Source organism: Deltaproteobacteria bacterium, assembly GCA_021737785.1.
Taxonomy (GTDB): Bacteria; Desulfobacterota; DSM-4660; order Desulfatiglandales; family Desulfatiglandaceae; genus AUK324.
Window position 1 is genome coordinate 138,590 of sequence record JAIPDI010000004.1, and the last position, 20,906, is coordinate 159,495.

Consider the following 20,906-nt stretch of genomic DNA (forward strand, 5'->3'; position numbering starts at 1 on the left):
AATCCCAAGGAAAAATCAAGAAAGGAATCGCAGCAATGAAAAAGTGGATGGTAACTGCACTTGTTGGAATGGCCGCATTGGCCATTCACATCCCGGCCTTTGCCCATTTTCAGATGATCTATACGCCGGAGTCGGCCCTCCAAAAAGGGGGACCCATTGAGCTCAAGCTGGTTTTTACCCACCCCTTTGAGGCTGGGCATACCATGGATATGGGAAGCCCGGCCGCCTTCGGCGTCTTGCACAAAAAGAAAAAGGAGGACCTTCTCGGAAAAGTGAAGCCAATTGAGTTTTCAAGCCTCAGCAATAAAGGCAAGGCCTTCGAGGCATCCTATAAACTCAAGGGCATGGGGGATTATGTCTTCTATCTCAGCCCCGCCCCTTACTGGGAGGGCTCTGAAAGCAAATATATTACCCAGCACACGAAAATGATTGTAAATGCGGCAGGGATACCGACGGATTGGGATGCAGAGGTCGGGCTTCCGGCCGAGATCGTGCCGCTCGATAAGCCTTATGCCCTCTGGACCGGAAATGTCTTCAGGGGCATTGTCAAATTTGAGGGCAAAGCCGTCCCCTTTGCCGAGGTCGAGGTGGAATATCTGAATCACGATGTCGATGGGAACGGATTTGTGAAGGCGGCCAAGGCAGAGGCGCCTCAGGATGCATTTGTCACGCAGACCATCAAGGCGGATGCAAACGGCGTCTTCACCTATTCCATTCCCAGGGCCGGCTGGTGGGGCTTTGCGGCCTTGATGGAAGGAGGAAAGATTGAAGGCAAGGACAGCGAAGTCGGCGCCGTGATCTGGGTCCAGGCCAAGGATATGAAATGATGTCTGAGGAATCAGAATGTGAGGCGCACCGATGTTGGATACGATCGTGGTTTTAGTGATTGCACTGCTGGCCGGCGGATACCTGTTCCGGCGATTCCGAGCAGCGGTAAAAGGGAAAAGGCCTCCGTGCGGGTGCGGCACCTGTGGAGGTACGTGCGGTCTCGACAAAACGGATTGCACGGCCTACCGGCCTTTGATTATTGGCGGAGGTGAACGGATTTCCGATAAGTCCTGCCATGGTAGACCCTGATGGCATTAGGGTGAATTACAACTGAAACGGCGCCGGTTAAGATATCGGTGCGGGTCTTACGGGTCTCGATCAACGGCGGGGCAAGTGAAGGCGCAACAGGAGCCATTTAGGAAGGCGGGCCTGTCTGCGCCTTTTTGTTTGGCAAACGCATTTACAGATAGAGGGTCATCTCACCTCAGACACAAAGAAATAAACTTCTTGGTTTCAAGGGATGATCTCTGTGCCTCTGAGTGCTCTGCCTGCCCCGTAGCTCCGGAAGATGCTACTGGGGTGAGAAATTCAATTTAAGAGGAGGAAAGAAGAAAATGAAGATGTTAATCATTAAAAAATTGTGCCTGAATAGCCTCTCGGTGATATGCGGGGTGCTGTTTCTTACAGGACCCAGCGTCGCTTACGAGATCAACGACAAATTGTCCATCGGCGGCGTTGTGGCAGGGATCTATCAATATGACAGTCTATCGGATTCGCCGGGTTTTGACAGCACTGGAAGAGGACTTCTGGCCATTCAGCCTGAGGCTAGTTTTACGCCGACGGAAAACGATGAGCTGTTTGTCAAGTTCGGTTTCGGCGCGGGAAACGGCCTCATGGAGGAAGGCAAATCCCCATTCAAGCTGGCGCCATGGGGCGGCGACACTCAGGATGGCGTCAAGGACATCAACGGAAGGGGCCGCGATTATCTGCTCACCGCTTGGTACAAACATACCTTCAAATTCAGCGATGACCATACCCTGGGGCTCACAGGCGGCATCATCGACGCTACGGATTACCTGGATGAAAATACCTTTGCCAATGATGAGTACACTCAGTTCATGAACTGCGCCCTCGTCAACGGCCCCCATTGCTTTTTACCGTCCTATGACCTTGGCGGCGCCATGGAGTGGGAAATCGGGGGCTTTTCCATCAAAGGCGCTGCCATGGCCCTGGGGACCAATGGCCAGGAAGGGGAATTCGAAGAACCCTACAACTTTTACGGACTCCAGTTCGGCTATACCATGGACTTCGGCATGGGAGAAGGCAATTACCGCCTCCTCATTGATACCACCAGCGACGATTTCAGCAACGTGGCCGGCACCAAAAGGGAACGCCTGAGCGGCCTGACCCTATCTTTTGACCAGCAGTTTGGCGAGATCCTGGGGGCCTGGCTGCGGTTCGGCTGGCAGGATGACAAGGCGGCCATCTGCTATAAGGACACCTACTCCGGCGGGTTGAACATCAGCGGCAACCTGTGGGGCCGTGGCCAGGACAACATCGGGATCGGGTATGCCCATCTGAGGGGCGGCAATCTGGACGTTAACAATACGGATGTGTTCGAGGTCTACGGTCGGATCGCCCTGAACGACATATTCGCCATCACGGGCGACGTCCAGTACATGAAGGATTCGTATAAAAACGGGGGTGATGATCCCAGTGCCTGGATCTTTGGGCTTAGGGCCACGGCGGAATTTTAGGAAATTTTAATGATTTTAAGTTTGGCCTATAGAACTCTCTCCTCTTAGGCCCGAGAGGATGAGGCGCCTCCTCGATCCGAGAAGGCGTCCTCCCTTCTCATCGATCGCAACACCGGAGATCAAGTCGGCATTGGATAAAGCAATTGCATCTTAGGATTGGGGCGAAAAAGCGCATGAAGGAATACAACTACTGGGGAGAAAGAGCGCGCAGTTATGATGCGGCGACGGCCCATGTGGTCGGTGAAGGCACCCAGCGGGAGACAAAGGGCTGGCTGTTAAACCAATTGCAGGAGACCGACGATGTTCTGGAGCTGGGCTGCGGGACCGGGCAGTTTTCCGAGGCTGTGGCTCAAAAGGCCCGACATCTCACGGCCACGGAAGTCGCATCGGAAATGCTGGATGTGGCAATGCGAAGGCTGTCGCCCTTCGCCAATGTGATCGTTCAAGTGGAAGACTGCTATCGGACCACCTTTCCCGACGGCACCTTTGATGTGGTCTTTTTGGGAAACGTCATTCACATCCTTGGGAAGCCGATGCAGGCATTGACCGAAAGCCGGCGGGTCCTCAAACCCGGAGGACGCATTTTGGTGGCAGACGCCACCTCCTGTGGCATGCCTTTCTGGTCCAAACTTGCCATGGGGATTCGTTATCTGAAGAAATTCGGCCTGCCCCCCAGGGAAAACCGCATCGTGGGTCCGGGTGATGTGGCCCGATGGCTTGAAGCTGCCGGGTTCCAGGTGGAAGAGTCGAGGCTGATTCAAAAGGAAACCAACGTGGTATGTGCAAAAGGGAGGAAGCAAACGTGATCAGTCTGCCCGAAACATCCATTGATTACGACGATCTGTTTCAAATCCTCATGGGGCCTGTAAAGGCCAGGCTGATGATGACGGGGATCGAACTCAAGATCTTCATTGCCCTGACAACGTTCCGTTCAGCAGAGGACGTGGCCTGAGACATTGGGGCACATCCTGAAAACACCAAGCGCCTTCTGAACGTCCTGGCCACCATCGATCTGATCGAAAAGAAAAGCGGCCTGTATCGTAACCTTCCCATCTCTGAGACCTTCCTTGTCAAGGAGTCCCCCACCTATACAGGTCCCCTATTTCAGATGATCGAAAAGAGAAGCGTCGCCCCCCTGAAGGACTTGACCCGTCTTGTCAAAGAGGGTCCGGGTGGGGAGGAAGCAGCCAGGGATTTCTCTTCCCAGGAGCTCTGGACCGGACTCACCCGTGTCAGCGCTGCCTGGGCCATGGGAGCCCTGGGACAAAAGGTTGCCCGAATGCTCTCGGCCCTGCCCGGATTCTCAGACTTCAAAAAGATGTTAGATTTGGGAGGCGGGCACGGGCCTTCCTATTCGAATCCAAAAATGATAGAAATAAGATGAACCTGTGGGGGGGAAGAGAGACGTGAGTATACGAGTAATTAAAAAGTTTGGCTTGGATTGCCTGCTGGCGATGAGCGGAATCCTGCTTCTGACAGACAGCGGTTCGGGTTACGAGATCAACGATAAATTTTCCATCGGCGGCGTCATGGCAGGGATCTATCAGTACCAAAGCATATCCGATGCGCCGGGCTATAATAGCCTTGGAAGAGGGCTTCTGGCCATTCAGCCTGAGGCCGGTTTCACACCGACGGAAAACGATGAGCTGTTTGTCAAGTTCGGTTTCGGGGCGGGAAACGGCCTCACGGAGGGAGGCAAATCCCCATTCAAGCTGGCGCCATGGGGGGGCGACACTCAGGATAGTGTTAAGGACATCAACGGGAGAGGGCGCGATTACCTCCTCACCGCATGGTACAGGCATATCTTCAAATTCAATGCGGATCACACGCTGGGGATTTCCGGCGGCATCATCGACGCCACCGATTATTTGGATCAAAACGCCTATTCCAATGACGAGTACACCCAGTTTATGAACGCGGCATTAGTAAACGCGCCCAATGCATTTCTGCCATCCTATGACCTGGGCGCTGCCGTTGAATGGGAGATGGATCGCTTTTCCATAAAAGGGGTTGCCATGGCCATTGGAAGCAATGGCCGGAAAGGGAAGTTCGATGAGTCGTACAATGCATATTTCATGCAATTGGGCTATGCCGCAGATACGGGCCTGGGGCACGGAAATTATCGACTCCTGCTGGGCATGTCCAGCGATGCCTATCCCAATCCTGAGGGGACGCACCTGGAACGACGCAGGTGCGCCATCGCCTCTTTTGATCAGGAACTGGGGGAGATTCTGGGGGCATGGATCAGGTTCGGCTGGCAGGATGATGCGGCGGCCATACATTACAAGGCAATCTATTCGGGAGGACTCCATATCAACGGCACCCTCTGGGACCGTTCTTCCGACACTATCGGCATCGGCTATGCCCACATGAACGGCGGCAATCAGGATGTGGATCACACCCATGTATTCGAGACCTATTTCCGTGTTGCCCTGAACCACATCTTTGCCATCACAGGAGACGTGCAGTACATGAAAGACTCCATGAATGCGGGGGAAAGTCCGGGCGGATGGATCTTCGGGCTCAGGGCAACGGCGGAATTTTAGGAAATTAAAGACGGACTGCAATTGCACCGTCTTTGCAGGTGGTCTTTTTGATGGTTGTTTTCCTGGGGAATGTCGCCCATACACTTGCCGTCAGGATAGACTTATGTCTGCCCGAGGACCTCCAGGATCTTGGCTGACAGCTCTTTGATGGAAAACGGCTTCTGGATGAAGTGCATCCCCTTTTCGATGACGCCCCGGTGGGCGATCACATTGGCCGTGTGCCCTGACATGAATAGACACTTGAGGCCGGGCCGCAGGGCGGCGAGCCGGCCGGCCAGGTCTTTACCGTTCATCTGCGGCAGAATCACGTCGGTGAACAGCAAATGGATTGGTTCCGCATATGCCTCTGCCAGGCGAAGCGCCTCATCCGGCGTGCCAGCGGTCAGGACGGTGTAGCCTAATTCCACGAGCAGGCGCCTGCCAAGTTCGAGCACCGGTCCCTGATCCTCAACCAGAAGCACGGTCTCCGTACCAATGGTCAGGGAGTCGCCAGGCCCGGCCGCAGGTGCAGACGGCACTTCTTCTTCCCCCTCGTGTCTGGGGAGGAAGACTTTGAAGACGCTTTCTTTTCCCGGTTCGCTTTGCACTTCGATATAGCCGTTGTTCTGCTTCACGATGCCGTAAACGGTGGCAAGGCCCAGCCCGGTGCCTTTGTCAGCCTCTTTGGTCGTGAAAAAGGGCTCGAAGATCTGGGCCATGATATCCCTGTCCATGCCGCAGCCATTATCGCCGACCGCGAGCAGGACGTACTGGCCGGGGACCGCCCCGATATGATTCTGACAATAGCCTCTGTCAAGCACGGCATTGCAGGTCTCGACCCTGATCTCGCCGACCCCAGATATCGCGTCCCTGGCGTTGACGCAGAGATTGGCAAGGATCTGATCTACCTGGGACGGGTCCATCTTGACCTGCCAGAGGTCCGGCCCCGGGATCCAGGTCAGGTCGATGTCCTCGCCGATGAGCCGGTGCAGCATCTTGAGCATGCCCCCCACCGTATCGTTCACGTCCAGAGCCTCCGGCGCGATGGTCTGTTTGCGCGCAAATACGAGCAGTTGTCGGACGATGTTCGTGGCGCGGGTGGCGGCGCTTCTAATTTTCTCGATCTCGGCATGGATTCTTTGAGACTTGTCTGCCTTCATCAGGGCGAGGTCTGCATAGCCAAGGATCATTTGGAGCGAATTATTGAAGTCATGGGCCACGCCGCCGGCCAGGCGGCCCACCGATTCCATCTTCTGGGCCTGGAGGAACTGGGCTCGAAGCCTTTCGTCCTCCTGCAATGCCTGTTTGCGCTCTGTAATATCCTGAATCGTCCCGATCACGTAGGACCGCTCCCCCTCCGTGACCGGGGCAATCCCACGGAACTCCGTCCAGAGCTGCTTGTCGCTCTCTGTGACGAGCCGGCACTCCAGGACGAAAGGCTCCCCCGTGGTCATGCATGCCATCACCTTCTCCCGGATGGAGGCAGCGCAGTCGGGCAAAAAGAACCGGAGTCCCTCTGTAAAACCGGGCTGGCAATTCGGGTCGGCCTCCATGATGTCATAGGCCCCGTCGGTCCAGGCCAGATAGTCTGTAAAAGGATTCGCCTTCCAGCCGCCAAGCCGCGCAATCCTTTGGGTTTCCTTCAGAAAGAGCTCACTCTCCCGCAAGGCCTCCTCTGCCCGCTTTCGTTCGGTGATATCGGACAAGAAATTGAGGGTGGCGGGTTTCCCTTCCCACTGGATGGCAACCGCGCGAAGTTCCACCCATCTGATTTCGCCGGAGCGATGAACTATCCTGAAGGGATAGCAGGAGGGAAGATCTTCCCCCCTCTGTCTTCTGATGTGCCGTTCCAGGACCATGGTCCGATCATCCGGATGAATGAACTCGATGAAAGGCCCGGATGTCAGCTCTTGTTCCGAGTATCCGCTGATCTCCATGGTTTTCTTGTTGACGAACGTGAGCTTGCCGGCCTGGGCCACATATATGGCTTCCCCGGCATTCTCCACCAGAAGACGGTATTTCTCCTCTGCCCGTTTACGGTCGTCGACGTTGGTCAGAAAAGAGAGAAGGGCGGGTTTGCCTTCCCAGTCCAGCAGGGTGGATCTGCTCTGCACCCATCTGACGGAGCCATTCTTGTGGATGACCCTGAAGCAACTGCCCGAAGGCACGTCTTCCCCTGCCAGCTTGGCGAGGCAAAGCGGGGCAATCCATCCCCTGTCGTCCGGGTGGATGAAGGTCAACATGTCCCGAGACAGCATCTCTTCCAGAGAATAGCCCATGAACGCAAGGCCTCGTGGGTTCAAGAACCTGATCTTACCCTCCTGGATAATAAGGATTCCTTCTTCGCCGCTCTCTAACAACAGGCGGCACATCTCCTCGCTCTTACGCAAGGCCTCCTGTGCCTGTTTCAGTGCCGATTCCGCTTGGTCCAGTCTCTCGATTCTCCGCTCCAGCTCGTCATAGCTCGGCTTCGTGTGCATCCATGCACCCCCATCCTCTCTGATTTTGTGGAACAAAAGGTGAAACGCTGGGAAGAACCCATGGTCTGATTTCGGCAAAAAACTCGCATTGATAGCCGATCTCTTATATAAGATGCGCGGGTGATCGTCAAGCGGGAAACCCGAGCGGAGGCGAATTACGAGGTTGACCTCATGATCCGGCGGGCCTGATCAGGTCGCCTGATAGTGACAAAAAATTCTTGACAGAACATCTGCAGTTGAACAGAATAAGTCAACAGTGAATATCGGTTTTGGACAAAGTTATGTCAGGCAAAAGCCATCCCGACTTTGGGGTGGCTTTTTTTGTTCACCTCACGTGGAACCGGCACGGCATTCCATAAGGAGTCCCTGATAATGTCTATTAAAGTGTGCGTCCTGGCAGGCTACTTTGTCATTGTGTTGATCATCGGATTTCTCGCGCGGACCCGATGGAAATCAACTCCCGAGACATATTTCCTGGCCGACAGGAAGTTAGGGACCTTTGTGCTCCTCGGCACCATGGCGGCCACTAATTTTTCTGCGTTCACGGTATTCGGGACCTCCGGGGCCGGATACCGGGACGGCTATGCCTTTTTCCCCATCATGGGCTTCGGCACGGGCTTCATGGCCCTCACCTTCTGGGTCATTGGCAGAAAAATCTGGCGCGTGGGCCGGGAACAAGGAACGATAACCCCTCCGGAGATGATCCGGCTGTTGTATAACAGCCCTCTCCTCTCTTTTCTCTTTGCCCTGGTCATGATTATATTCACTATACCCTACCTGGCCTTGCAGCCGATGGCCGCGGGATATGCCCTCCAGGAGCTGGTAGGCTTTCCATACTTCGCCGGATGTGCCCTTGTGACCGGCATCACCCTCCTCTATACCCTTCGCGGGGGGTTGCGGGCGGTTGCCTGGACCGACCTGTTCCAGGGGATGCTGATGGCCGTGATGCTAGGCATATCCCTGTTTGAGGTAGCCAACCACCATGGCGGGTTTGTCGCGGCAAGTGAGAAGGTCTTCGCCATTTATCCGGAGCTTTTCTCACGGCCGGGGGCCTCCGGAAAATATACCCCTGCCATCTGGTTCAGTTTCATCATGCTCTGGTTTTTCTGCGATCCGATGTTCCCTCAGCTCTTTCAGCGGTTTTTTTCGGCAAGGAACGAGAAGACCCTCGGCCGGATGATGATTCTCTATCCCATCGTATGCACCATCATCTTCTTTATGCCGGTTACTGTTGGGGTCCTGGGGCATCTCTCATTTCCGGATCTTGCCGGCAAGGAGGCCGACCGCATCCTCCCCATGGTAATTACCCTGGTCTCCGGAGATGCCATGGCCGCACTGGTCATTGCCTGCGGACTTGGCGCGCTCATGTCCACCATGGACTCTCAGCTCCTCACTCTCAGTTCCATCTTTACAAGAGACGTCCTCCCCATCGTTGCACAAAGAGCTTGGAAGGGTCATGCGGCAGGCAGGATCTTTGTCGTTATCCTGAGCATCTCAGGGCTTGCCCTCGCATACCGGCCTCCCGCAACCATCCTCCAGATTGCAACACAGACCTTCACCGGGCTCGCCGTCCTGTTTCCCACGGTCATATTCGGACTCTATTTCAAAAAAGTGTGGCCGCTCCCGGCCATTCTATCCATACTCACCGGCGAGGGATTGATGATCCTCGGCTACTTTAAAGCAACGCCCACCTGGGGGTTTCTGCCGGTAGTCCCGGTCATGGCGCTGGCATTTCTGGTTTATCTGACCATACACGGGTTTTTGCTTTGGCGGGAGGGACTCCTTCACTTATCCATGCCTCAATGGATGTCGGGCCCCTATGTCTACCTCCTGCTGGGCGTGTTTCTCCTTTCTCTCGATTTTTGGGCCTGGGGGAGCACCAGTCCCATGTGGGCCGGAATACCCCTCTGGATCGGGTACTTTGTGGGGCTTTCCCTCCTTCAAACCTACTTGATGGTCCGAATGGTCGATGCAGGATCGGGCAGGAAAAACTCCGATCGATTCTCGATCGCATCTTCATGAGAATTGAGACCCCCGATAGGAAGCCGTCTTAATGGCCACCCCCTCTCGAGAGAACGACTCATACCGGCCGGGTAAGCTTCTCGATTGGCGGCTGGCACCCTATGACCTGGGCGCTGCCGTTGAATGGGAGATGGGTCGCTTTTTGCCATGGCCGTTGGAAGCAATGGCCGGAAAGGGAAGTTCGATGAGTCGTACAATGCATATTTCATGCAATTGGCCTATGCCGCGGATTCGGGCCTGGGGCATGGAAACTATCGACTCCTGCTGGGCATGTCCAGCGATGCCTATCCCAATCCTGCGGGGACGCACCTGGAACGACGCAGGTGCGCCATCGCCTCTTTTGATCAGGAACTGGGTGACATTCTGGGGGCATGGATCAGGTTCGGCTGGCAGGATGACGCGGCGGCCATAGATTGCAAGGCAGTCTATTCGGGAGGAGTCCATATCAACGGCACCCTCTGGGGACGTTTTTCCGACACTATCGGCATCGGCTACGCCCACATGAACGGCGGCAATCAGGATGTGGATCACACCCATGTGTTCGAGACCTATGTCCGTGTTGCCCTGAACCACATGTTTGCCATCACAGGAGACGTGCAGTACATGAAAGACTCCATGAATGCGGGGGAAAGTCCGGGTGGATGGATCTTCGGGCTCAGGGCAACGGCGGAAATTTAGAAAATTAAAGAAGGAGGACTGCTATTGACCGCCTTTGATCGTCTGTGCTCCTTGCCGGGTATTTCCACCTCACAGCGGAGACCGGCGGGTGCGCCTTCAGACGTACAGACACCACCATGACACAGATGACGTTACACATCACGGCGTGATATGTAATTCCTGCAGCGTCAAAGCCGAACCCTGTTCCACGCCGGGGGCCCGGGTCAACACCGTGTTGCCATTTTGGTTTTCAAATGTCTGATCCCAGTTTCCATTAAAAGTCAGCGCCTTGGATCCTTTCACGGTAACGGTTTCCGAGTAGTTCCCGCCCGCTATGAATATGGATGATCCGGTGGTGGCTGCGTCAACGGCCGCCTGAATGGTGGTATGGCAGGGTGTCTTGCCTCCGCACTTGTTTTCGGTGTCACTGCTTACGTAAAGGTGGTGCTGCGTCTGGCCTCCGCCTCCGCCGAGATACCAGTCGAGCGTGGCGTTATCACCGAAGTCCCCGGGACCCAGGGCGCCTGATTGAATTCCCAATTGCGGCGGATCACCGGTGGTTCCTTTAAACGCCCACATGTCCGCAGAGGGATACAGATAGGCGGGGGTGACCTCCTGTGTGCGCATCAGTTCCAGATAGTACGGATTCACCAGATCACCGGCTGTTCGGCGATCGTCCTGCAGGGTGATCATATCCTGTCCGGTCAGAAGCCCGCCAAGTCCACCCGTTACCGGGGCCCCCTCGACCAGAATCTCGAAATTGTAGGTGTCTACGCCCTTGATGCGCGGCACGTACCCCGTCCATACCCCCGTTGTGGGAAGCGGCGAATTGTTCACAAATTCGTCCTTGTAGATAACCCCCGAAAAGATGGCGTTGTAGATGGCATACATCATATTCGCACTGTTTCCGCCGAGATTGGTGACCCAGGCTGGCCAGGGAGTTGCGAGATTGTTCCACGAGGAAATCCAGATGCAGTCGAGCACGCCCTGAGCCTCGGTTGCTTCGTATACGGCGCCGCCGGCGTTGGTCACCGCATTCCATATCTGAACACCCTGCCCAGCCGCGTTGAATTTGTAGAGCGTGAAGTCTTTGACATGCATGGTGTACGCGCCGGAGCCATCCTTTGTAAAAGAAACGTAGGCGGTCCAGGCAGTTGCATCATTGACCGTTCCCGTCGCAGGATCGCTCAAGGGCTCGGTGTAGCCCACACGGAAACCCGCGGTGGTCCAGTTCGGTCCCGTGCCTTCGTACCCTGCCGTCCATACAGTTCCAGACGCCGTTGTGGTGGCAATAATCCGGTCCAGGGCGCTGGTAAAACTACCGATATTCTTAGCAAATCCAATACCCGTAAATTGATTCCGCGTGATCCAGCCGATGGGATTAGTGGCACCCGGAAACAAGAGTTTTTTCGAAAAGCCGCCACCCTCTGCACCCAGCCACGCGAACTGGGGCTGGGTGGTGTAGGCTGCAATAGCGGCGCTTGCCACGGCGGTGGACTGGCCTTGCTTTGCTCCATAAAGCCCATAGGGGGCCCGATCTGCCGGAAGATTCGAAAACTCCATACGGGTGAGGAAATCCCACCGATCGATCCAGGACATATCAAAGGTCTGAGGCGCGGAACCAAAGAAAACCCACTCGAAATAGTTGTAGGGCATCGTTGTGGTAACGTCCGGCTGTGTTGTCGCAGGTTTCGAATCGCTCAAAATAGCGTAAAACCGCGTGCCATTGTTGGGGCGGAGAATATGTATCTTGCCCTGGTCGATGTCACTCAATCGCACAATATCGTAGTTTCCCTGCACCGAATCCGGATTTAGTTTTTTCAGTGTGCCGGATTGCCAATACTCGATCGCATAGTCGGTCAACAGCCAAATCTGCCCATCCGTCGGCGTGGCGCCGTAAAACTCGCCCGGGCCGAAGTTGTTGTGCACCGTCATCTCGTAATAGGTGATCGCGCCGAATGCACGGGGCACCTGTGCCAGTGTCAATATCAGCAATGCAGACAGGCAGGACAGCAAGATTAAGCCCTTTCGACAAAAAGCCGGCTTCGTCATGAAAAAAAAGAATGGTCTCATTTTTCTCCCTTGATTTGTTTGTTAATTAGTGTCTGAACGGAAACCCGGAAATCCAAAAAGGGTGGAATCGAAAACTTGGTTTTATTAATTTCAACTCTATTCCATCAATTCGGAATTCGCAATTCCTCAATTCGTAATTGTGCCTGAACGGGGTTTTCGTTCAGGCACAATCAGGTTGAGGTGAGGCGATAAGAAGTTGCTTTTTAAAGGTGAAATATAGCGGAAACGGGCTCGGACGTAAACGGAAATATGACCGCAGGATATTATGGTCGGGACAAGGCGCCACAATAAGGGGGTCTAAGTTCGGGGCGGGAGGCCCTCCGATGCGGGTTTCGGTGGGCACGATCCCACACCATCGATTCCCGCATGGGTCCAATGGATATAGATATTGCCTGGAAATGGTGCTCATCGTTAGCCGATTTGAACCTGTTGAGGGTCTGAGTTCTTTGGGATCTATCGGAGTTGGAGGAGTGTCCCTATCGCGGGAACAGCTCCTCGGTGGGAAGAAGACCGGATGGGCGCAGAAAATCTGTTGTGGTATTGGTATGCTGTTTAGCTGGGGATGGCGATGGCGGAACTGGAAAGGCGGGCGGAACTGAAGCTCATTGCGGTAAGGTTTTAATCAAATGACTGTTCAAAAGCATACCGCTTTTGACACAAAAGTCAAACAAAAAGGATCTACGGAGTTCGGGGCCGACCTCATCCCTGAGAGCGCCTCCTGGGTCATGGGAGCACCGAGTGAATGGGTTTCACCAACCACCATAAGACAGACCTTCTGACCCACGAGCACACCAAGCCCTGCACCATTGATACCGTTAGATATGGATATCGCCTGGAAATAGGTCGGGGGTTTCCCATGCGGATGACCCGAGTCAGACTTGTTCGGTCGGCAGTCAGCGCTCAACAAGGCCGTGAAAAGCTCGGTTTGAGTCTCATGATCCGGCTTTGAACAAAACCTGCATGTTGACATTTTATTTAGGGTGACATAGGATAATTTTTCAGTTTCCGACCCACCGGAGACGCCCCTCGCCCCGGCTTCTCCGGATGTCTGCCGGGTCCGGCGGCGAAGGTCATGCTGCGGGTTCAAACGGCAATAGTCCTCTCGCAGGAGGGACTCTTTGATGATGGCGCCGCACCCAATCCATACCCCTGACACTTGTCCGCCCCGGCATATTCTCGGGACCGGGTCCCTCCAGACCCCCGGGCCTGTCTCTGCCGGAAGCCTGTATCTTTGTCCGGATCAACCCGGAAGCAACCTCGGGCTTCGTGCCGACGAATCCGAAACCCCTGTCGCGAGTCAACGTCACCATGAACCTGAACCCATTTGTCGTAGGATGCCCTTTTGCAGCTAAAAAAGTCAGCCGATTCAAATGGTTCCCTTACAAAGTTCGCTGCCATGATAGGCAGCAAAATTCTATCACTTTGGCATGGGTTAGCATAACTCTTTGAGATTATTAATCATATTTTTTAAGCATCTTGAGCCTGTGGGCTATCCTGTAAATATCATTGAATAATTGCTTCAGCCAATTTTTTTGTAATAGATTTTTTCTGTCTAATATCTGTTGGCTTAACACGGCATCGTAAATCGGACGCGTAATGTGACAATCTTTCAAGGAGTTCTTTTCCCGTGACGATTCTTGCAACCATGTTACATCAGGAGTTTGTTTTGTCTGTTGCTGATCGCAGGTCTGTGGTTCAGCGCGGTAATCAATTCGAGCCGGAAGACGAGAAATTCAACAAGCATATTGCATTTGCCTTTGCCGACGTTCGGGGGGCTGTCACTTACACGGGCTTTGCAAAGTGGAAACGGCGAAATGGCAAGTACGTGACAACGGACAAAGTAGTTGCCGATGCATTGTCGAAAGCCGCGAATTGTGGCAATAATCTGGGAACTGCTCTGCACCGTGTTGCCGTGTCATTGGCCGAAGAATCAAATCACATACGCTCCATGTACCCAAAGAGCCCGCCAATATTTACAGTTGTGTTTGCTGGTTACACGCGGCTCTTTGCAGATCCGTGGATAGCAGTAGTAACAGATCAGGAGTACGTTCCTGCCTGGGTAAATGAAGAGAAGCAGGCTGAAGTCCCAGCCCCGAAACCTTTTCGAATCTATTTTGCAGTCCCGTCAAAGGCACGCGTTTGTCTCAATGGGTATACATCAGCGCTTCCGCCAAAAACTACGGAGGATATAGAATCCCTGCTTTCGGTGCCAGGTGTTCAGGCTTATGATGTTGCCAACCTCGCCGTTTCGCGTATTCGAAGGGCAAGCTCGGCAACATCGGCAGTCGGCTCCCGTGTTAGTGCTATAGTTTTCCCTGCTCATGGGTGGGTCGATACAGGGTTGTGGGCTCAACCGCGAGAGCCCTTGGCGGCTGCTATGCCAAGAATGGTATATCCCGATGGGAGACAGTGGAGTCCAAGCGAAATGATTCTTGAGTTTGAAAGCTGTGGAATAAGCCGGTTCCAGAGGCATAGCTTGCTGTATCAAGCACTGCTGGATAGCCGGCTTTCGGTTCGATGGAAACGGCGGTTGAGGAGAACTAAGTCCGGTGATCTGGTTGCGCCGACTGTGTATCAACTGATAGGAATACTCCTGTACCCCAACGTATGGCAGGCGAAAGGGATGCCAAAGACACGAAAGCCAACAAGCGCTTCAACCGGAGCGCCACCAGCCGCGCCCGGTTAAGTGCAACGTTAAATGCGCGTAGAGATAATGAATATTTCAGCTTCAAATAGAACCGATCTGATAGCAGAGTTATCATCTGTTGATATTTCGGTGCCGTTACGCTCGTGCGGCCGAACAAAAGAACATTGTGAGCGCTGGTCTATTTGTCATTGGTTAACTGCTTTCAATGAATTGACTTTTCCAATCAAGCTTACTCATCGCGACAAGCCAGATTTCCATCTTGTAACGAATAACCTGGAAATAGGGATCGAGCACACTGAGGCCATACCTGAAGATTATGCACATGCCAGTGCAATTTCAGAAAAGACGGAAGATGAAACAGTTGTGGATATGTCTCTATTCAAATGGGGACAAAAACGAAGACCCCAGGAAATATATGAAATTGCGAAAAGTACGAAATTGACAGGACCAGGTTGGGAAGGTGACAGCCCAGAAATCCAGTGGGCGGTCGCAATGTCTGAGATAATTAAACATAAGACCAGTTTGCTCAGAAAGGATGATTTCGATAAATTCTCAAGAAATTATCTTCTAATCTATGATAACTTGCCTCTCCCATCATTAGATTATTCGAAGGGATTAGATTTTTTAAGAGAAGCGTTAGAACAATATTGGAATGAAATACTGATATTTAATATTACTTTCATACAAACTGATGCACTTTTGATGTTGGTTGAGAAAGAAGAGATCAGATCATTTCCAAGCAACAATATATGGTAAGCATTTAACCTGGCGCTGGTCGGGACGGCGAGGACCATGCCGCCCGACAGCTTTTCGTTATGCTTGAATACGGAATACGAAAAGGGAATATCGAGGTGGAAATGGCTTTGAAAAGAGCTTATGGACCAATCAATAGAAGCAAAATATGAAGTTCTCCCCTACCACATTAAGGATGACATGGTAGCTCAGAGATGTCCATCAGATGTGGCCCTAAAATTGATTGAGTTACATCGAAAATGCCATCTCCTATGGGGCAAGAATGAAGCGGATGATTGGGTCAATAGAGCATATAAACGGGCAAAAAACTCCAGTATCCCAAAAGAAATGTGCGAAAACATAAATGAATATTTGAGAGCTAGATGCTTCGGGGATCTGGAAGACAATTGGTATGGCTATTTGAATCATGAACAATATAAAAATGGGTACCTTTACGTTCTGTACCGACCCAATGAGAGGCATTTCAAGAAAGTCGGAATGATAGGGTTTCTGCGAAATGTGGAGGACAGATTAAGGGAAATTGAAAATAGATATGGATATTGGTTTGAGATACTTTATTACAGATATACCATCAATGTTAAGGACGCTGAATCCCTTGCACATGAAATGCTTCCTAAAAGGATAAGTCCCAAGCGAGAATTTTTCCATGTTTCTGATAAAAAGGCCGTGAGCATTGTGAATAGAGCAATAGATATCACGGAGAAAAGGACCGTCCACAAATTTGTGGGTTACCTCCGACGCTGAAGTAGTTTTCATATAACAACGGGTTTTGGGGTTAAGGCAAAAGCCGTCGAGCGTCGTGATGCGCGTTAGACCTTTCCTGCAAGCGTTGCTGCTTGGCGGCAATGGTTGGAAGCGGAGGTGAGAAATGTCTTGCTATGAAAAATGGTCGATAGCATTGACCGCAATGTATGACGTGCTGACTTTCTTTCTGCTTCTATTCATCGTATATGAGTCAATTGTAAAGCCGAAAGTCCCCAATGTCGCCTTCTTTATGCAGACCCTCCCGCGCGACACAAAAGAGTGGAGTCGGACAGTACAGCTCACTGACTTCATATTTGAGAATAGGGGAGTAGAACTGAAGAACGTGGTTATTACATCCAACCCAGACTACATCGGTTGGGATAATCTTGGGCCTTCTGCTGAAAAGGCGGGTCTAGTGGCAAAGAGAACTTCAGAATATTTCAAGAAGAGCTTTCCGTACTTGGGCACCAATGAGAAGATACAGTTCTTTTGGTGTGACATGGTTGCGAATAGAGATGTGCTCGCAAAGCCCTTTACGGTAATAGTTGAGTATGACAACCCTGTCCCGGTGTATAGGTATTTCAAAAGCAGGAGCAAGACTGAGTTCCCCTTTGACTTTAGCGCCTTTGATGGGGTTGCGTGGGGAGCAACGAGTAAATTCGACATACACAATGTTGCTACGGAATTGGCCCGAGTGCGAGAACAACTGGAAACCATGAAAGAGTCCTTGGTTAAGCCTCCCAAAGTATGACAGATCTGATGGAACCAAGCGATGTAGTGATTGGCATAACCTGTCGTTTCAGTTGATCCTGAAACAGCACGGGCCAACTGAACTCACCGTTAGCCTGGAGAGAATGAAAGCGATGCGTCGAAAACAAGAAGACGAGCGTATGAAATCATGAAGTACGATTACCAAGAACACGTTGTCGCCGTCCTGAAAGAGACCAAGGAGCAGTACGGCGTTGTTGGACCACTGGTAAACCTCCTCGTTTCCCGGGGGTGGAAGGCTGGTCAAATGATTTTCGGCAAGACGGAATGGCGGATTCCGAAGACCCCATCTGAGGCCACAAAACGGGAAAAAGGTCAGAGTTTCGCTGGCTTTCCTGTTGATGTAGCCGTCTTTGACGGGGAAACCCACCGTGGTGATCCAAACCATCTACTCTTCATCGTTGAATGCAAGCAACCGAATGAGAAGGCCGGAGTCAGTCAACTGGAGAGCTACTTCGTCGGCGAGCCGCATGCGAGCCTTGGCGTATGGGTCAACTCCCCGGAGCCCTCAGCAAAGGCAGCATTCCTGTACCGAAGTCCCGATGGCAGATTGCTGCTGAAACGACTTGAACTGGACAAGTTGCCCCGGCCCGGTGAGCCGATTGCGCCAGACGTCCAAACAACAACATACTCTGACTTGGTCGAACCGACCGAACAGATATTTCGAAAAGTCATTTCGGACCTGTTGGACAAGGTTGTGATCTTTGACACGGTGGTGACTCGCAGGGAAGAGCAACTTGACCAACTTTGCAATCTCTTGCTGATCAAACTAGAAAGCGACAAACAGGGCAAGTCTGATCCAGACAGTCCAGTCATCTTCCGGCGCATGGAATCAGCAAAGAAGACCGCTACCGCCGTACGCGACGCATTCGAGAACCTTGCCGACGTCTACCCAGAAACTTTCACGACAGAGAATGACAAGAGGTTGCGCTTGTCCGATGACACTATCACAGCATGTGTTGATGCCCTGTCAGGGCTTCGTCTGCTGGACATGGGCGTCTCCTCGGTCGCCGTGGCCTTTCAAGTGCTGCGAAGCGAGGCTCTAAAACAGGGAGAAGGCCAGTACTTCACTCCTCAAGCCGTGATCGAGGCGGGGGTTCGCCTCATGGGGCTTCAGCAATCAGACATCGTGATCGATCCGGCATGTGGGACTGGCGGCTTTCTCGTGCAGAGCATGATTGAAATGAAGCGGCGTTTTCCCAAAATGACGGATTCTGGCCTTTCTAAATGGGCTCAGACTCACATCTTCGGAATCGAGAAAGACGCCATCGGCCTGAAGCTCACGAAGGCGATAATGCAGATAGCCGGGGATGGCTCTGCTCACTGTGCCCGCGGAGACTCCGTGCGGACGCACAAGTGGAGTACTGACTTCTCTCATCTTTCGTCAGGCACGTTCAAGGATGGCCGATTTTCAGTCGTCTTGACCAATCCTCCGTTCGGCAAGAATCTCAAGGTTGCCGCAAAGGATAGTCGCCTGTCTGGCCTCACGATAGCCGCTCAGAATGACGGCGGCTACAGGGACTTGGAGATAGGTCTCTTGTTCCTGCAACGAGCCTACCAATTGCTAAAGAAGGGAGGACGGGTTGGAATTGTGTTGCCAGAGACATATTTCTTCTCCCCCAACTACCGTTTCGTGACGGAATGGATTAGACCCCGCCTCCGTCCTGTTGTTGTTGCAAATATCCCAATGGAGGCCTTTCAAGGTTTTTGCCGAGCAAAGACAAACTTTTACGTGTTTGAGAAAGTAGCTACGCGAGCATGAATACAAAACGTCACACAGTTGCATTCCTGAACCCCAAGACTTGCGGAATTTACAAGAGCGGCGGCGTAAGGTATAGGACCGACCCGGCGACCGGCAAGCGAACAGAGGAAGTAGACAATGAGTTGATTGCGGCGGTAGACGCCTATGTTGAGGGGGTACCTTCGGCTTGTCGCTTTGACGTCAACGAATCAGACGTGTTCACAACTGGCGTCATTGTGCCGACATACTACGATGATCGCTACAATCAACCGATGAGAGAGCTGCTCCGTGATCTTGGAACGGAGGGCATAACACTTGGAGCACTTCTTGATGCAAAGATTCTCACCGTGCGCGGCGGACATGGCAGTCCTGGAAACGACCAAAGAGCCGGAACCATTCCCTACATCAAGGTTTCTGACATCCGCGCAATGCGTATGAACATCAATCCTACGAACCTTGTCACCGCCAAGGTCGCCGAAAGGTTTTGGCGTGGCAAGAATAGTGGACTTCAACCATGGGACGTTCTGACGCCAAATCGGGCGAGTAGTAACATCGGCGAGTTCGCCATAGTTGTGCCGGGGGAAGAGCAGGTGGTTCTCACAAAAGAGATGTTCGTTTTCCGTGTCATCAACACCTCAGTGTGGGAGCCTTTCTATCTCTTTTGGGCCTTGTGCCTCAGTGCGGTGAGAAATCAGTGGCGTCGTATCGCGCTCATGCAAACAAACCGTGAGGACTGCGGTTCGCGCTTTCGCGAGATCATCATTCCATTGCCGAAATCGCAAGCATGGGCAAGGAGTCAGGCCGACGCATTTCGGAACTACTTTGAAACAATCGCCAAGGCTCGTGTGGAGTTCTCCGCGAAACTTTCGGCAACCGGTTTGAGCTTCATCGCCAGCGCCCCAGGAAACGATGAAACAGATGAAGAGGGCTAACAACAGCAGCCAGCGGACGGCGCTGCCCACCGCCGCTGATGCTGAGGGTTGGGCGACTTGAGGTAATAAATTGTAAATGGACCAAGCGACACCCGAGCAACTCCATCCACATAGAGTGTAATTCACTGCACTTGATCGAGTGACGTACAGCCAGGTCGCCTGCACCCCAGATGACGTAGATTAGATCAAGAATTCCCTCGCTCGAACCCTGAGGCTTCTTGCTCTTACCAAAGGCCATGTTGTCATCGCGGCTTCCCATCTGCTCGAAGCCGAACTCGCGAGGGGTTTCATTCTCCCATATCCCGAACTGATTTCGAGGCGGATTGTCATTCCAGCGCTACGTGGGGGAGAGAGGAACGTTGTCCCGATGTTGACTTGTTGGGCAACAAAGAAACAAAGTCCCCGTGCTCACTCAATGTGATCTTCGCCGCCGCATAAATCGAGAGGCGATCGCTCGACATTAAGGAGAACGTAAGGACATTACCTGCGAAGTCCTTTACGGGCCTCGGCGTGCCGACGCCGTACATGAAGAGAGCATCTCATCCGAACCGCCGAGGTAGGTGACCCGTATGCCTGTCGCAGATCCCGTCTTGGCGGGGGTGGTGTGGGAGAGGGGAATCGCGGAGGCCTCCTTCTGTCCCGATTCCCACGACGCTAAAATAGTTCTTGATTATAACCAAATAAGGTTATATTATAACCATAGGAAGTACGAGGTCAAAATCCAAAAGAAAGCCCTCCGTGGGCTTGAAAAGCTTCCCGGAAACGTGCGAAAGTTATTATTTTTATTGATTGAAGACCTTAAAGCAGATGGACCAATCCAAAAAGGTTGGCACAATTTTTCCCCCTTGGGAAACGAAACATATCACTGCCATTTGAATTACCGCTATGTGGCATGTTGGACACACAGACAAGGGGAAATCGTAATTGAGGTGTATTATGTTGGCTCTCGTGAAAAAGCCCCGTATTGAGATATCCCTTCAGGGTGAAAATGTTGACGAACTCATCGAATGGATCGGGAAAAAATTTGAGGTAAGCATTC

The 20,906-nt window shown here is 52.7% G+C and carries 18 protein-coding genes and 1 pseudogene; 17 read left to right on the top strand and 2 right to left on the bottom strand.

Going from position 1 to position 20,906, the window contains the following annotated elements; all coding sequences use genetic code 11:
* The first annotated feature begins 35 nt into the window (after positions 1-35).
* From K9N21_03910 to K9N21_03940, 7 genes are all read left to right on the top strand, one after another.
* Positions 36-827, top strand: a complete 792-nt coding sequence (locus K9N21_03910) for a DUF4198 domain-containing protein (protein MCF8143047.1) — start codon at positions 36-38, stop codon at positions 825-827.
* 31 nt (positions 828-858) lie between these two features.
* Complete coding sequence (locus tag K9N21_03915; protein MCF8143048.1) at positions 859-1,077, top strand: FeoB-associated Cys-rich membrane protein; 219 nt, start codon at positions 859-861, stop codon at positions 1,075-1,077.
* 311 nt (positions 1,078-1,388) lie between these two features.
* The gene (locus K9N21_03920; GenBank protein MCF8143049.1) at positions 1,389-2,525 is read left to right on the top strand and encodes a carbohydrate porin; all 1,137 of its coding nucleotides are present in this window, start codon (positions 1,389-1,391) and stop codon (positions 2,523-2,525) included.
* A gap of 143 nt (positions 2,526-2,668) precedes the next feature.
* Positions 2,669-3,331, top strand: a complete 663-nt coding sequence (locus K9N21_03925) for a class I SAM-dependent methyltransferase (GenBank protein ID MCF8143050.1) — start codon at positions 2,669-2,671, stop codon at positions 3,329-3,331.
* Entirely contained in the window at positions 3,328-3,477 is a 150-nt protein-coding gene (locus K9N21_03930) for a hypothetical protein (GenBank protein ID MCF8143051.1), read from the top strand. The genes K9N21_03925 and K9N21_03930 overlap by 4 nt, the downstream gene beginning before the upstream one ends.
* A 156-nt stretch (positions 3,478-3,633) precedes the next feature.
* Positions 3,634-3,909 carry a hypothetical protein gene (locus K9N21_03935; GenBank protein ID MCF8143052.1) on the top strand — a complete coding sequence of 92 codons (276 nt, stop codon included), beginning with the start codon at positions 3,634-3,636 and terminating at the stop codon, positions 3,907-3,909.
* Between the two features lie 70 nt (positions 3,910-3,979).
* Positions 3,980-5,071: a carbohydrate porin gene (locus K9N21_03940; GenBank protein ID MCF8143053.1), complete on the top strand. Its 1,092-nt coding sequence runs from the start codon at positions 3,980-3,982 to the stop codon at positions 5,069-5,071.
* A 101-nt stretch (positions 5,072-5,172) separates the two neighbouring features.
* Here K9N21_03940 and K9N21_03945 read toward each other — a convergent pair whose 3' ends face one another.
* A complete protein-coding gene (locus K9N21_03945; GenBank protein ID MCF8143054.1) occupies positions 5,173-7,530 on the bottom strand; it encodes a PAS domain S-box protein in 2,358 nt (785 codons plus the stop codon).
* 372 nt (positions 7,531-7,902) lie between these two features.
* Here K9N21_03945 and K9N21_03950 point away from each other — a divergent pair, with 372 nt between their 5' ends.
* Both K9N21_03950 and K9N21_03955 read left to right on the top strand, forming a co-directional pair.
* Positions 7,903-9,552, top strand: coding sequence for a sodium:solute symporter family protein (locus K9N21_03950; GenBank protein MCF8143055.1), 1,650 nt, complete (start codon positions 7,903-7,905; stop codon positions 9,550-9,552).
* A gap of 31 nt (positions 9,553-9,583) precedes the next feature.
* Positions 9,584-10,230 (top strand): annotated as a pseudogene (locus K9N21_03955) (carbohydrate porin).
* Between the two features lie 138 nt (positions 10,231-10,368).
* On the opposite strand, the gene K9N21_03960 reads toward K9N21_03955, so the two are convergent.
* Complete coding sequence (locus tag K9N21_03960) at positions 10,369-12,282, bottom strand: hypothetical protein (GenBank protein MCF8143056.1); 1,914 nt, start codon at positions 12,280-12,282, stop codon at positions 10,369-10,371.
* A 742-nt stretch (positions 12,283-13,024) separates the two neighbouring features.
* Between K9N21_03960 and K9N21_03965 the strand changes: the two genes are divergently transcribed.
* The 8 genes from K9N21_03965 to K9N21_04000 all read left to right on the top strand — a co-directional run bounded on the left by K9N21_03965 (position 13,025) and on the right by K9N21_04000 (position 20,835).
* Positions 13,025-13,231 carry a hypothetical protein gene (locus K9N21_03965; GenBank protein ID MCF8143057.1) on the top strand — a complete coding sequence of 69 codons (207 nt, stop codon included), beginning with the start codon at positions 13,025-13,027 and terminating at the stop codon, positions 13,229-13,231.
* A 678-nt stretch (positions 13,232-13,909) separates the two neighbouring features.
* Positions 13,910-14,968: a hypothetical protein gene (locus tag K9N21_03970; protein ID MCF8143058.1), complete on the top strand. Its 1,059-nt coding sequence runs from the start codon at positions 13,910-13,912 to the stop codon at positions 14,966-14,968.
* Positions 14,969-14,980: 12 nt separating this feature from the next.
* Positions 14,981-15,685 (top strand): hypothetical protein, encoded by a 705-nt coding sequence (locus K9N21_03975; protein ID MCF8143059.1) that lies wholly within the window; start codon positions 14,981-14,983, stop codon positions 15,683-15,685.
* A gap of 120 nt (positions 15,686-15,805) precedes the next feature.
* Positions 15,806-16,426, top strand: coding sequence for a GIY-YIG nuclease family protein (locus K9N21_03980; protein ID MCF8143060.1), 621 nt, complete (start codon positions 15,806-15,808; stop codon positions 16,424-16,426).
* A gap of 124 nt (positions 16,427-16,550) precedes the next feature.
* Positions 16,551-17,177, top strand: coding sequence for a hypothetical protein (locus K9N21_03985; GenBank protein MCF8143061.1), 627 nt, complete (start codon positions 16,551-16,553; stop codon positions 17,175-17,177).
* A 147-nt stretch (positions 17,178-17,324) separates the two neighbouring features.
* Complete coding sequence (locus K9N21_03990) at positions 17,325-18,956, top strand: N-6 DNA methylase (protein MCF8143062.1); 1,632 nt, start codon at positions 17,325-17,327, stop codon at positions 18,954-18,956.
* Complete coding sequence (locus K9N21_03995; GenBank protein ID MCF8143063.1) at positions 18,953-19,867, top strand: hypothetical protein; 915 nt, start codon at positions 18,953-18,955, stop codon at positions 19,865-19,867. Before K9N21_03990 ends, K9N21_03995 begins: the two co-directional genes overlap by 4 nt.
* Before the next feature lie 680 nt (positions 19,868-20,547).
* Complete coding sequence (locus K9N21_04000; protein MCF8143064.1) at positions 20,548-20,835, top strand: hypothetical protein; 288 nt, start codon at positions 20,548-20,550, stop codon at positions 20,833-20,835.
* Positions 20,836-20,906 lie beyond the last annotated feature (71 nt).

Bases quoted from the DNA above. Each gene is read 5' to 3' on its own strand.
- K9N21_03910 (MCF8143047.1), top strand. From the start codon at position 36: ATGAAAAAGTGGATGGTAACTGCACTTGTTGGAATGGCCGCATTGGCC.
- K9N21_03915 (MCF8143048.1), top strand. From the start codon at position 859: ATGTTGGATACGATCGTGGTTTTAGTGATTGCACTGCTGGCCGGCGGA.
- K9N21_03920 (MCF8143049.1), top strand. From the start codon at position 1,389: ATGTTAATCATTAAAAAATTGTGCCTGAATAGCCTCTCGGTGATATGC.
- K9N21_03935 (MCF8143052.1), top strand. From the start codon at position 3,634: ATGATCGAAAAGAGAAGCGTCGCCCCCCTGAAGGACTTGACCCGTCTT.
- K9N21_03940 (MCF8143053.1), top strand. From the start codon at position 3,980: ATGAGCGGAATCCTGCTTCTGACAGACAGCGGTTCGGGTTACGAGATC.
- K9N21_03945 (MCF8143054.1), bottom strand. From the start codon at position 7,530: ATGCACACGAAGCCGAGCTATGACGAGCTGGAGCGGAGAATCGAGAGA.
- K9N21_03950 (MCF8143055.1), top strand. From the start codon at position 7,903: ATGTCTATTAAAGTGTGCGTCCTGGCAGGCTACTTTGTCATTGTGTTG.
- K9N21_03960 (MCF8143056.1), bottom strand. From the start codon at position 12,282: ATGAGACCATTCTTTTTTTTCATGACGAAGCCGGCTTTTTGTCGAAAG.
- K9N21_03965 (MCF8143057.1), top strand. From the start codon at position 13,025: ATGGGTTTCACCAACCACCATAAGACAGACCTTCTGACCCACGAGCAC.
- K9N21_03975 (MCF8143059.1), top strand. From the start codon at position 14,981: ATGCGCGTAGAGATAATGAATATTTCAGCTTCAAATAGAACCGATCTG.
- K9N21_03980 (MCF8143060.1), top strand. From the start codon at position 15,806: ATGGACCAATCAATAGAAGCAAAATATGAAGTTCTCCCCTACCACATT.
- K9N21_03985 (MCF8143061.1), top strand. From the start codon at position 16,551: ATGTCTTGCTATGAAAAATGGTCGATAGCATTGACCGCAATGTATGAC.
- K9N21_03990 (MCF8143062.1), top strand. From the start codon at position 17,325: ATGAAGTACGATTACCAAGAACACGTTGTCGCCGTCCTGAAAGAGACC.
- K9N21_03995 (MCF8143063.1), top strand. From the start codon at position 18,953: ATGAATACAAAACGTCACACAGTTGCATTCCTGAACCCCAAGACTTGC.